Here is an 11,818-nt window from a genome sequence, read left to right on the forward strand (position 1 = left end):
TATTACCGAAAAATTGTGGTTTAAAGCCTCCTCTTTTAAGGGGATGAAAGGAAAATTTTTCCTTTGAGTCAATCCTATCCGTTTTAAAGGAGAGGTAATTGTTAATTATTAATTATTAATTATTAATTATTGAACTATTGCCATGCCAAGGAATGCCAATATCTCATAAACTATGCTTGTACTTCAATGTTGGCCAAGCAGAAAATTAATATTGGGATTATTAGTTAACCTTCTTCCTTTTGCCCTGCTCCTTATTCCTTCGAGTTAACAAATATGACTACTTGTACAAACTGTGGACATAATAATACTATTACCTCCCGTTTTTGCTCTAATTGTGGTGCTCCTCTAGAGGAAATAATGCCCTCTCAAACAGCATCTACGGAATTAAAACCAGGCATAAAATTACGCGATCGCTACATAATTATTCGCCAAATAGGACAAGGTGGATTCGGTAAAACTTACTTAGCAGAAGACACAGGTAGATTTAAACAAGCAGTAGTTTTAAAACAATTAACACCAGGAAATAAAGGCACTGAATTTGTGCAAAAAGCGGAGGAACTTTTTCACCGAGAAGCAATGATATTGCATCAAATTAACCATCCTCAAATTCCGCGTTTTTGGGAATTTATTCAAGAAAATAAATGTTTGTTTTTAGTGCAAGATTTTATCGAAGGACAAACTTATGAATCTTTATTAGATCAATGTCGGCGACAAGGAATTTTTTTTAGCGAAGTTGAAATAATTGACTTTCTTCGTCAAATTTTACCAGTTTTAAATTATCTCCATGATAAAGGAATTATTCACCGAGATATTGCTCCTGATAATATTATTTGTCGGGCAGAAGATGGGTTGCCAATTTTAATTGATTTGGGTGGAGTAAAACAAATTGCTGCTGAAGTTTCTCACAAAGCTGATAGTTCTGAAAATGTTGTTCCTCCTGGCACTAAATTAGGTAAATTTGGTTATGCCCCTGATGAACAAATGCGGTTAGGAATTGTTGCTCCACATAGCGATTTGTATGCTTTAGGAGTGACTTGTTTAGTATTAATGACTGGTAAACTTCCCTTTGAGTTAATTAATGTAAAAACAATGCAGTGGCAATGGAATCAAGAATTAAAATTAAGCCCTAATCTTGAAGGTATTTTAAATAGAATGTTAGCTCCTATTCCTGGCGATCGCTTCCAGTCAGCAGAAGAGATATTAGCACAGTTACAACCTCCCAAACCGGAAAATATTGCATCAACTAAAATCAGTAAAACTCAGCAAAGCGATCGAGAAACAGAGAGAAAAACAGCCATAGTTTCTACCCCAAAATCAAGAAATATTATTCACGCTTCTAATGATGTACCAGCAGAAATTATTGATTGGAATTGGGGTGCATTTTTCTTACCTGGTTTCTGGTGTTTAACTAATCGTGTATGGGTGGGATTAGTTGCTTGGATAGACCTCAGTGCAGTCACCTTTGGCATGGGATGGTTAATGACAGGAATAATATTAGGATATAAAGGTAATGAATGGGCATGGAAAAGTCGAAAATGGAAAAGTATTGCTGAATTTAAAAAGCATCAGAGAATGTGGTCAATTATTTCTTTATTGTTAATTTCAAGCATCATAATTATTGGAATTTTAGGCATTTTATTTTTGTTTGTTATTGCTGCTTTTATTGCTGGTTAGAAGTAAGCATTTCCTGCGGACTGCTGCGCAAACAGCTATAGCAATCCTATTTTATTTGTGTATAAAAATCTTACCGCTTTTAGGGAATAGGGAACAGGGAACAGGGAACAGGGAACAGAAAAGCTTTTATCCTAAACTAATACCAATTTCATAAAATATTGTTACAGTGACGAAACAGGAAACAGGCAACAGGCAACAGGTAACAGGCAAAGAAAAACATAAATATTAAAGAGGAAAAAAGTGAAAAATTTAGAATTTATGGAATTTATGATTTTTTCTTTTAGGAATAAATCACAAATTAAGATGTAACTACCTTTTTTGAATTTGGTATTGGTATAAAAGCAATAGCTGTTAACGCAGTTACAACCATAGGAGGCTGACTAATGGCTGAATGCTTACACCTCTATATAGGGCTTGCTGAAAAAGTCTTTTTTAAGGAGTAGGGGAGCGGGGGAGTAGGGGAGTAGGGGAGTAGGGGAGTAGGGGAATAATTTTTTTTGCCCAACTATGCGCTCCTTAATGCGCTCCTTTTTGAGCGTGAAGAGCTAAAAACCAAGGTATTTCAGACCTAAAAAGGCTAAAACCTTTATCTGGTAATTATTTGAGATTTATTCAGCAAACCCTATATAGCAATCCTAAATAGGTTGCAGGTCATCAAAAAGTAAATAAAAAAACTGAAACTCTTACCTGTTCCCTGTTCCCTGTTCCCTAAAAAGCAGTAAGATTTTTGACACGAATAAAATAGGATTGCTATAAAACCAATTTAGTATCTTTCGTTGAGATTTTTTTTATTTTTGAACCTTTACCTAAAGCTTCATAGTTGATTTGATTATCTATGCTAAAATCGCGCAATTCTGCCCTGGTTATTTTAATACCCCAAGGTTCTGTGGCTACATCTAATTCTTGCACTAAAGCTTCATTAATTTTTACCCTAGCAGTAAAGATTTCATCTACTTCCATTGTTGCCATTTGTGAACGAATAGAAATTAATAATAAGTTTAACATTGCTGCTTTGAGGTCTTGGACTTTATAGTAAGCTTTTTCTAAATCTAGAAACTTCCAATAGACCACAAAATCTACAGTAATACTAACTCGATCGCTAGTAGTACATTGACTAGGTGGCATCTCAAAAATTTGTTCTTTTAGAGTCTTTTTACAGGCAATATATTCAATAAATGGTGTGAGAAATGTGAGACCTGCATCTAACTTTTTGCCTTCATATTTCCCGAGAAATTCTACTAAAGCTTGGTCACCTTGACGCACAATTTTAACACTGCTAACCAGAGATGACAGCCCCAGAGTTGCAAAAGCCAATAAAGCGATTAATTGTGTGTACATAATAATTCTCCTGAAGGAAGTTTAAAATCAAACAAAATTAGAAGGTTTTGTCCGAAATAATTTAGGATCGAGCTTTTACTTTTATCAATAATCGTAAGCATTCAGCTATTAGATGTCAGCTATCAGCTCTTATGAAGAGGCTTAAATGAATAATCAATATAGCAATTCCCATGCTGGTAAAGTACAAAATTCATTATTTTTAGAGAGTAGGAAGTTATAATTTAGGTTTGGTAAGAATACCAAGTAAAAAACAAAATTTTACCTCAGTAACTTGATAAACGCTATATTAAAAAAATACAAACTATATTTTTTTTGAGCAAAAAAATTGGGTTTAAAATCAGAAAAATCAAGGTAAAATGTTTTTGGAGCTAGCTTTAAATCCCCGTTAAAAAAGCAACTTATGACTTCGTTAATAATCTTGCTTCATTTCCTCAAAGTATGCTATGAATCGAAAAAAGATTCGGGAGTAATTATTAACGTATTACCTTCCCTACCTAAGATAAAAACTCTTTGTTTTGCCTCAACTTTTAACTCTTTATCTTGACAGCAAGCCTGCCAATAGTTGCCTTCATAAATGACTCTTCCAGTTTCACCAGGCAAAATTTCTGTTAAAGTTTTAGCCTCGACAGTTTGTGGGATAGAAAAGTTGTTTTTCCAATGAGTAAAAGTTGGACGAACCCAAATAACACCAGCTAGAGATAATCCCATCCAATAGAATATTTGCCATTCAAATTCATCATACATTACCATTCGCCAATCAAACCTAAACAGGGAACTTCCTCCACACAATATTAAGGCTTCTAAAATAGCAGAACATCCTAATATTATAGGTATAAGTTTGAATTTTCTCTGAATTTTTTGAGGAAGCAATAATTCAATACTGCTTAAGACTATTCCTATAATTAACCACATCCCGGGAGGAGTAATTTTAATAGGATAATTTGCTATATTTGCTAGTATTGAGCATGGCAAAGAAAGGAGAAGCACTTTCACCTCCAGTCAAGCTTATTTGTTTTTTTTATATTACCCACTATGAAACTTTTTATAAACAGCTTTACAAAAAAAAAATGCTAGAGATAATACAAAGACGTTTCATATTTAGCTAGAAAATAGCTCATATCATGTCCGGTAGTATCGATGTAATTAGATGGGGAGATGGGGAGATGGGGAGATGGGGAGATGGGGAGATGGGGAGATGGGGAGATGGGGAGATGGGGAGATGGGGAGATGGAGAAATATTTGGTAATGGTTGAAGATGGAACATTTTTTTATACCGGATTAAACGGATTTGATATCATATCATGTCCGCTTGAATACTTATACTTTGGTGGAAGGAAGGCAGTTATGCTGAAGGCAGCTATACTGAAGGGAATATTGGTTCAAAGAGATAAGGTTTTTATAACTGATTATCCGAACATGATATAATACTCAAGAGATTGGCGTTCATGGAGCATTGCCTCAGCAGTATAGCCTAATTTTTTAGAGAAACCAAATGGGTTCTATAATAAAAATATTTTTTTGATAGTAAAACTAAATTATGAAAGTAAAACATCCAATCAATTTGCATAAAGCTACCACTTTTATATTTGTCTTGGCGCTAATGGTAGCCTACCAAAACTTTAGCTTAGGTCCGTGGGTATATCTATCCCTACATGGTACTTATGGAATTTTATGGTTACTGAAAGACCGTATTTATCCAGATAAGCAATGGGAACAAGAAGTTCCTATACCGTTAAGCATTGTCACTTTTGCCTTACTGTCTTTATATTGGGTAGCTCCCTACATTTTGATTAGTAGTGGAACTGAACCTCCAATACCTTTAGTAGCTGCTGCAATTTCTCTAAATATTTTTGGCATTTTCTTCCACTACACTAGCGATGCTCAAAAATATTATACCCTCAAATATAAGCCAGGATTAATTACAGAAGGATTCTTTGCTCGCTGCCGAAATACTAACTATTTAGGAGAAGTATTTATCTATCTTGCTTTTGCAATGTTAGCCCAACATTGGCTACCTTATTTAATACTAGCAGCATTTGTCTCCGCAATATTTATCCCTAATATGCTGAAAAAAGATAAATCTCTATCTCGCTATCCAGAATTTGCAGAATATCAAGCTAATTCTGGGTTAATTATTCCTCAACTATTTGGCAACAACTCTCTTTCTTCAGAAGCCAAAAAAGTTAAAGAGGCAACAGAAAATTCCTATCAGTGATGCACCGAAAATCCCGCGCTGTCTTGTAGAGCAGCGTCGGGAAAATATCAATATCAATTATGCATCACTACCACTTACAGCATATTTCATATTAGTAAGGTAAATCTGTCGCGGGCAAAATGCCCGCACTTGCATTCACTTTACCATTCTTGTGTGTACCTCATTTACCTGAAATATGCTGCAATTTCTAAATCAAGTTATCCGACTGGAACTAAATCAACTTCATCTGCACCATCAGTTTCACCTTGACCAGATGTAATTTGTTCCCCATTCACTTCAACCGCTAAATTTGTACCGTCTAAGTTAACATTATAGTCAGTACCATCAGCAGTATATCCTACACTAGCAACCATTTGCCTACCTGCATCAGTGTATTGGAAACCCATCAATTGATTTTTTTCTTTCTCGTTATCGTAAGACCATATTACCATGTATTGTTGGTCTTGATATTCAAATACTTTAGGTGGACGAGTGGGAACGTAACGACCTGGAGCACCAAAACTAGCGTCGAGGAAAGGTTGTACTGACTCAGGTTCCACAGTTGCAAAAGCAATATCATCAGCTTCTAGCTCTACTTCTGCGTCTTCAGTTGCTTCTGGATCGGGTTCTTCTTGATCGCGGTTCTGGAAATAATCTACAGCTTTTTTTACACCATAGCCAGTAGCAGCAACACCAGCAACACCAGCGACAATTTTAGCAAGATTACCAAAGTTCATTTTGTTCTCCTAAATTATGATTCTGGATTAATTGACATACTCCCGACGTTGCTATATTCGCGAGCCACGCGGGATTCTTCAGCCAGAGAAAACCTGACCGCAGTTTTAACAGAGGTGATGTCCTCCCCCTGTGTTGATAACAATCCTACCCACCCCCATCCCCTCCCGGGAGGGGAGCTAGAGGGGTGGGTGAATTATAGTCCCTATCTAGTTCTTGGCCACATATACGGCAAGAATGCCAGCGCTCTGACAAGCTTTTTGAGACTTTATTCAGACATTCCCAACAATGTTGAGATGTGCCTTTTGGGTCTACGCGTGATAATTTTTTGGCCAAGTTTCCAGGCAACATACTCTAAAACATCAAGAAATTTATAGTAGCTGCATCTTGCAAAGACTTATTCAATCCTGACTTTGCTGATTGGCCTTTGGGTAATGATTGACCATTATCACCTAATTTGGCTTTGCAACATCGGACTAAATTTACTATTTGTAGGTCTTCTAGGAAGATCGCGCTGACATCACTGAACATTTGAGAGATGTGGCACCAACCCAAATACTGGGAGAATATCTAGGCAATTTTTGCCCCCTGTCTCAATTTATGAGTGAACTCAACCCACTTGATATTAGCAGAATTTGTTGATCACAAACAATTAATCAGGAGCCTATTGCAGCTACGCGGAAGTCATAACTCAGAAGTTATAACTCAGAAGTATTGATTGGTAAGGCTTTTAGGATTTTGTAACTGGTCAGTTATTTCCGCCATTCTGCACTATTTTTTTGTCCATGAGGCATATCCAGAAAAGAGGGAATAGGGTATAGGGTATAGGGTATAGAGGGAAAGAACTGATAATTGCTGTACGATAATTGATTTTATTTTTGATTTTTGGAGATGTCCATTCAACTAAAAAAGGAGGGGTATTAAATGTACCTCTCCCTAAATTCTATGAAATGCAGTGATTAATAGTTACCTATTATATCATATTAGTAAGTTTCAACGTGCCAGCGGTGTTCTTTTTTCAAGCTCTTCTGATAATCACCCCACTCAACATCAAACTTACCAGTCACAGCAGACATTCCTTCATCAATGCCACCCTCCATACCTTTGAGACCGCAAATGTAGGTGTGAGTATTGGGCTTTTGAATATGCTCCCACAACTCATCAGCGTGTTCTTGAATTCTGTGCTGAATATACATCTTGCCGCCATCTTTATTCTTTTGTTCGCGACTAATAGCATAAGTTACGCGGAAATTATCAGGGAACTGACGCTGTAGCTCCTCAAGTTCTTCTTTGTAGAGAATATTGGGAGTGTAAGCACAACCAAAGAATAACCAGGCCAAACCTTTAAACTGATAATCAGGGTTTTGTTCTCTTTCCTTAAACATCCGCCAGATGAAAGCACGGAAAGGAGCAATTCCCGTACCTGTTGCGATCATAATAATAGTTGCGTCTTCATCATCAGGCAACAACATTTCCTTACCTACTGGCCCAGTAATGGCCACGTCTGCACCTTCTTCCATACCACATAGGTAAGAAGAACATACACCATAGATTCTTTCGCCTGTTTCTGGGTGATTGTATTCTAGACGGCGTACACACAGAGACACTGTTTGATCGTCAAGATTATCACCGTGACGAGTAGAAGCAATGGAGTAAAGCCTTAACTTGTGAGGTTTACCCTTATCATCTGTTCCCGGTGGAATAATACCAATACTTTGACCTTCTAAATAGTGCAAGTCGCTACCAGAAAGGTCAAATACTAAGTGACGAACAGTACCTTCACCACCTTCACGCACTAATTCAGTGCTGGAAAGACATTTGCCGATGAATGGATTTTTGGGACGATAGGTGTTTACCGGAACATCCTTATGTGACTTAGGTTTGGCTTGAGTCATGGCTTTAGTTGTTTCTCCTGTTTTAGTTGTTTGACTGTTAATTTGAGAGTCTTCACTCACAGCTTTAATGCTGATAATTTTGCCTCCCATCTGTGTAATCCTTTGCATTTCTTGGTTCATGCGGGCATAAGGTACAGTGATATAAACAGTTCCACTGCGACGGATGGGGTTATTTGTTTTGTCAGTAATTTTACCCCGACCTAAACCTTCTACTTCGTATACAAAAATACGACTACCGTATTCTGTATTGGTTTTTACACCTAATGCAGTTTGAGTTGTCATTATTGATTTCTCCATTTAGATAAAGTATATTGCCAAGAGATGATAAGCCTTTTTATTTAAGTGTTTTTTAAGATACTCTAATGTAATGGCCAGTAGGTTTTAACTCCATATTTCAGCGGTTTAGTGCTGAAAATCTTGTTTTCCTTATGACATCTTGTTTATTCCCTAATTAATTCTATGCTTAGGAAGTAACCTAAAAGTAGAACTACAATAAGATGAGTAAAACTAATATTTTTTTCAGTTGTTTACTCTAATGCAGCTTCTCAAGCTTCAATAAAAAGAGGCAGTATAGTATTCTGTATTGTTTTTTACACTATGACTAAGTGTTGTTTGAATTGTCATTATTGACCAGTCTTTGATTCTGGTACAAATACACTTTTCAGAAGTGTTATTATAGCATTGGTTGGCACTCCCATACGACACCAAATCAGAGATTATTGTGTGGGTCTTCTGCCAACATTTTAGATAAAATGCAGAGTGGTCTTAATTTCTTTGAGGTTCTGTAGCTAACTATAGCGCTGCGCGCAGGCAACAAACAACAGGCAATAGGGAGAATAAATTGCCGATAATATAAGACTTTGAGCTATTGGACACCTCCTGCAATTTGTAAATATGCCAGGGCACATTGCTATCTCAAGTTAATAGTCAGTAGTCAGTAGTAAATAGTCAGTAGTCAGTAAAACCGAGAATGCTTTCTATGGAGATTCTCAACCCACCAACTCCATTGGCACTGCCAGTGACGGTGAGGATTAAATCCTACATTCCGCACGACAAAACGTAACACAAAATACACGTCAAAAGTCAAAAATAAGAAGTCAAAAGTAAGCAGAAAGTTATAGTGGTTAATAGGAGTCAAGGATTCAGTAAGTATTTGTGCTTAATATTTAACTGAGAATTTGACTCCTGATAAAGGTAAATGAAGATAATTTATATAGTATAAATACCTAAGAAAGCTGTTAATTAAGCTTTTATTTTCTTTGATCCTTGTAGGGAAGATCCCATTCTGATATGATGTTTTACCTTGAATTTAGTAGTTGAAAGCCATCAGGCTTCAGCCGATGGATGAAAACAAGTTGGAGATTTTAATCTCCTGTATCCCAACATAAGAGATAATATGTTCATGGGAGTAAGAACAAGGTTTGTCCCGATGAACCTTTGCTAGTAGGGGTGAAATTCCTGTGGTCAGGAAACAAGTAGGACATAAGTCCCTACCAAGACCAGGGCAACAGACAAGCAGGCAGCAAAGATAGGGATTTATAGCTCGATCCTTGAGTAAAACCACTCAGAAAGGATTAATCATCAAAAGTAAGCGCAAAGCATATGGTATTAATCATCAGTATGTGAGAGCGTCTAGGTGGTTTTTGACTACCACCACTGACTAATTGTCGGTGACAGTTAAGTGTTAAAGTTGGAGAATCGTGGTTTTAACCCGATTCGGAACATCCGCTTAGAATCTCTCGTGTTTTAACCGAGAGAGAAGTCAAAAAAGTTAGTAATAAAGACTTAAAGTCAATAGCTTCAAAGTCTGTCCAAGAGTCCAAAGACAGTGAGTGATTTTAGCTTTTCACTGTGTAGCGAAGCAATATTTTCAAGTGAAGTTGTTTTATGTGGACACCAAGTTAATTAGACTTGTCTATTGATTTAGCTGAAACCACCAGAAAACCTCAAGTCTATCCTTATTAAGAGGATTTGGCCAGGAAAACGGGTAAGTTTATGATTAAATTTTGATAGATAAGTTTGAATGGAGTATTACAAAAATCAACACGGCTCAGGAAATGCTCAGGAATTTCTCCTGGACTCACCGAGAAGCTGAGACTCACCCAACTAAATGTCGCTCTGGATCTCCCGTTATACCCGTTAGGGTTAACAGTAGGGCAGGGCGCAACCTGCAAAAAAATTAGTAGCGTTCTTTAGTTGACAAGGCAGCTTAAGCGTGTTTAGCTATGGCCTGTTAGGAGTAGCGGTAATACGCACCTGACGGCTGAACCTAGACAACTCAAGATATGGGGTTCAACTGGTGAAGTCCTTGTAATTCCGTATTTGAGGTAAAATCTTGAAGGAAGCCGGGTGAGTACAGAACTTTTATTACAAGACAGCGGTGGGCCTCATCGTTGCTGCCTGTGGAGGCATAGACATTAGTCAGCCAGGGAAGCAGGAAGTTCCATCCGTGAGGAGGAGAAGCTCCAGCTAAATCTCGCGAGATTTAGCGGGAGAGAACGTCACAAAAATATGGGATATGTCATTCAACTTTGTTTTGTGTTAGAGGGAAATTATTGTGAAAAAACCAGATAGAGTAGTATTAATTGGAGTTGCAGGAGACTCTGGATGCGGAAAATCTACTTTTTTGCGTCGTGTAACAGATGTATTTGGAGAAGATTTTGTTACAGTTATCTGCCTGGACGACTACCATAGTTTAGATCGTAAGCAACGTAAAGAAACAGGAATTACCGCTCTTGACCCAAGGGCCAATAATTTTGACTTGATGTATGAGCAGATTAAAGCTCTAAAGGAAGGTCAGTCTATTGATAAGCCAATTTATAACCACGAAACTGGCATGATTGACCCACCGGAAAAAATTCATCCCAATCATATTATAGTAATTGAGGGTCTTCATCCTCTCTTTGATGAGCGTGTACGATCACTACTTGACTTTAGTGTCTATTTAGACATTAGTGATGAAGTAAAAATTGCTTGGAAAATCAAGCGCGACATGGCAGAAAGAGGCCATCGTTATGAAGATGTACTTGCTTCTATCAATGCCCGTCGTCCAGATTTTGATGCCTATATTGACCCACAAAAAGGTCACGCGGATGTAGTAATCCAAATCTTACCCACTAAACTTATTCCTGATGACAAAGAACATAAGGTATTACGAGTACGCTTGATCCAACGTGAAGGTGTAGAAGACTTTGAACCAGTATATCTGTTTGATGAAGGATCGACTATTAACTGGATTCCTTGTGGACGTAAGCTTACTTGTTCCTATCCTGGAATTAAAATGTTCTATGGCCCAGATGCCTATTTCGGCAATGAAGTTTCTGTCTTAGAAGTAGATGGTAACTTTGATAACCTGGAAGAAATGATTTATGTTGAAGGACATCTCAGCAATACTTCCACTAAATACTATGGTGAGATGACTCACATGATGAGGGAACACCAAGACTATCCAGGTTCCAATAATGGTAGTGGACTTTTCCAAGTTTTAGTAGGTTTGAAAATGCGTTCAACTTACGAGCGTTTGACTGCTAAAGTTTCCCCTGATGAAAAGGTAGCAGCAGCAGTTTCATAACATCAATATTCAAAAGAAAATTTACTATCTAAAAATCGACGCGAGTGGTTAATTTCACTTCGCGTTTTTTTTTGTTTTAAGAGGGAAGAAGTAAGAAGGAAGAAGGTGTTTAGTTACTAGGAACCGACTTCCGACTCCCAGACTGTATAATAACTAAGTTTGCAAATCTAATTCAGATAAAACAATGACTGATTTTCAAGTATGCGATCGCGATTTGAACGCAACTATCCTATCTAATTATTTACAAGCTGATAGTATTGCTATTGATACAGAAGCAATGGGATGTGCGATTCGTTGAGCTAAAAAGTTTAAGTCCAACGGCTTTAAACGTATAGCCCGTAAGGAATGGAAGGGTGCATACCTAACCTCTTTACAACTATATATCTGTGGCCTACAAGGTGGCCAACTTCT

11 protein-coding genes are annotated in these 11,818 nt (G+C 37.3%); 5 read left to right on the forward strand and 6 right to left on the reverse strand.

Translation table 11 applies throughout. From position 1 onward, the window contains the following. The first annotated feature begins 273 nt into the window (after nt 1-273). Nucleotides 274-1,674, forward strand: coding sequence for a serine/threonine-protein kinase (locus F6K54_RS29700; protein WP_293085863.1), 1,401 nt, complete (start codon nt 274-276; stop codon nt 1,672-1,674). A 750-nt stretch (nt 1,675-2,424) separates the two neighbouring features. On the opposite strand, the gene F6K54_RS29705 is transcribed toward F6K54_RS29700, so the two are convergent. Together F6K54_RS29705 and F6K54_RS29710 are read right to left on the reverse strand one after the other, a co-directional pair. Continuing rightward, complete coding sequence (locus tag F6K54_RS29705; protein WP_293085866.1) at nt 2,425-3,012, reverse strand: paraslipin; 588 nt, start codon at nt 3,010-3,012, stop codon at nt 2,425-2,427. A 441-nt stretch (nt 3,013-3,453) separates the two neighbouring features. Further along, nucleotides 3,454-3,924 (reverse strand): NfeD family protein, encoded by a 471-nt coding sequence (locus tag F6K54_RS29710; protein ID WP_293085868.1) that lies wholly within the window; start codon nt 3,922-3,924, stop codon nt 3,454-3,456. Between the two features lie 209 nt (nt 3,925-4,133). On the opposite strand from F6K54_RS29710, the gene F6K54_RS29715 reads away from it, so the two are divergent. The 3 genes from F6K54_RS29715 to F6K54_RS29725 all read left to right on the forward strand — a co-directional run bounded on the left by F6K54_RS29715 (nt 4,134) and on the right by F6K54_RS29725 (nt 5,227). Beyond that, nucleotides 4,134-4,265: a hypothetical protein gene (locus F6K54_RS29715; protein ID WP_293085870.1), complete on the forward strand. Its 132-nt coding sequence runs from the start codon at nt 4,134-4,136 to the stop codon at nt 4,263-4,265. Then, complete coding sequence (locus F6K54_RS29720; protein ID WP_293085873.1) at nt 4,216-4,437, forward strand: hypothetical protein; 222 nt, start codon at nt 4,216-4,218, stop codon at nt 4,435-4,437. The genes F6K54_RS29715 and F6K54_RS29720 overlap by 50 nt, the downstream gene beginning before the upstream one ends. A gap of 112 nt (nt 4,438-4,549) precedes the next feature. Continuing rightward, a complete protein-coding gene (locus tag F6K54_RS29725; protein WP_293085876.1) occupies nt 4,550-5,227 on the forward strand; it encodes an isoprenylcysteine carboxylmethyltransferase family protein in 678 nt (225 codons plus the stop codon). A gap of 197 nt (nt 5,228-5,424) precedes the next feature. Here F6K54_RS29725 and F6K54_RS29730 read toward each other — a convergent pair whose 3' ends face one another. From F6K54_RS29730 to petH, 4 genes are all read right to left on the reverse strand, one after another. Beyond that, on the reverse strand, nt 5,425-5,943 hold the full coding sequence (locus F6K54_RS29730) for a hypothetical protein (protein WP_293085878.1): 519 nt from the start codon (nt 5,941-5,943) through the stop codon (nt 5,425-5,427). A gap of 145 nt (nt 5,944-6,088) precedes the next feature. After that, on the reverse strand, nt 6,089-6,292 hold the full coding sequence (locus tag F6K54_RS43255; protein ID WP_366558270.1) for a zinc ribbon domain-containing protein: 204 nt from the start codon (nt 6,290-6,292) through the stop codon (nt 6,089-6,091). Nucleotides 6,293-6,295: 3 nt separating this feature from the next. Next, the gene (locus tag F6K54_RS29735) at nt 6,296-6,496 is read right to left on the reverse strand and encodes a hypothetical protein (protein ID WP_293085880.1); all 201 of its coding nucleotides are present in this window, start codon (nt 6,494-6,496) and stop codon (nt 6,296-6,298) included. 428 nt (nt 6,497-6,924) lie between these two features. Then, the gene (gene petH, locus F6K54_RS29740; RefSeq protein WP_293085883.1) at nt 6,925-8,118 is read right to left on the reverse strand and encodes a ferredoxin--NADP reductase; all 1,194 of its coding nucleotides are present in this window, start codon (nt 8,116-8,118) and stop codon (nt 6,925-6,927) included. A gap of 2,272 nt (nt 8,119-10,390) precedes the next feature. Between petH and F6K54_RS29745 the strand changes: the two genes are divergently transcribed. Beyond that, entirely contained in the window at nt 10,391-11,407 is a 1,017-nt protein-coding gene (locus tag F6K54_RS29745) for a phosphoribulokinase (RefSeq protein ID WP_293085885.1), read from the forward strand. The last annotated feature ends 411 nt before the right edge of the window (nt 11,408-11,818 follow it).

The organism is Okeania sp. SIO3B5 (genome assembly GCF_010692555.1).
Classification (GTDB): Bacteria; Cyanobacteriota; Cyanobacteriia; order Cyanobacteriales; family Microcoleaceae; genus Okeania.

Excerpts from the sequence above, each read along its gene's own strand:
- F6K54_RS29725 (WP_293085876.1), top strand. The coding sequence starts at position 4,550 with ATGAAAGTAAAACATCCAATCAATTTGCATAAAGCTACCACTTTTATA.
- F6K54_RS43255 (WP_366558270.1), bottom strand. The coding sequence starts at position 6,292 with ATGTTGCCTGGAAACTTGGCCAAAAAATTATCACGCGTAGACCCAAAA.
- F6K54_RS29710 (WP_293085868.1), bottom strand. The coding sequence starts at position 3,924 with ATGTGGTTAATTATAGGAATAGTCTTAAGCAGTATTGAATTATTGCTT.
- petH (WP_293085883.1), bottom strand. The coding sequence starts at position 8,118 with ATGACAACTCAAACTGCATTAGGTGTAAAAACCAATACAGAATACGGT.
- F6K54_RS29730 (WP_293085878.1), bottom strand. The coding sequence starts at position 5,943 with ATGAACTTTGGTAATCTTGCTAAAATTGTCGCTGGTGTTGCTGGTGTT.
- F6K54_RS29715 (WP_293085870.1), top strand. The coding sequence starts at position 4,134 with ATGTCCGGTAGTATCGATGTAATTAGATGGGGAGATGGGGAGATGGGG.
- F6K54_RS29720 (WP_293085873.1), top strand. The coding sequence starts at position 4,216 with ATGGGGAGATGGGGAGATGGGGAGATGGAGAAATATTTGGTAATGGTT.
- F6K54_RS29700 (WP_293085863.1), top strand. The coding sequence starts at position 274 with ATGACTACTTGTACAAACTGTGGACATAATAATACTATTACCTCCCGT.
- F6K54_RS29705 (WP_293085866.1), bottom strand. The coding sequence starts at position 3,012 with ATGTACACACAATTAATCGCTTTATTGGCTTTTGCAACTCTGGGGCTG.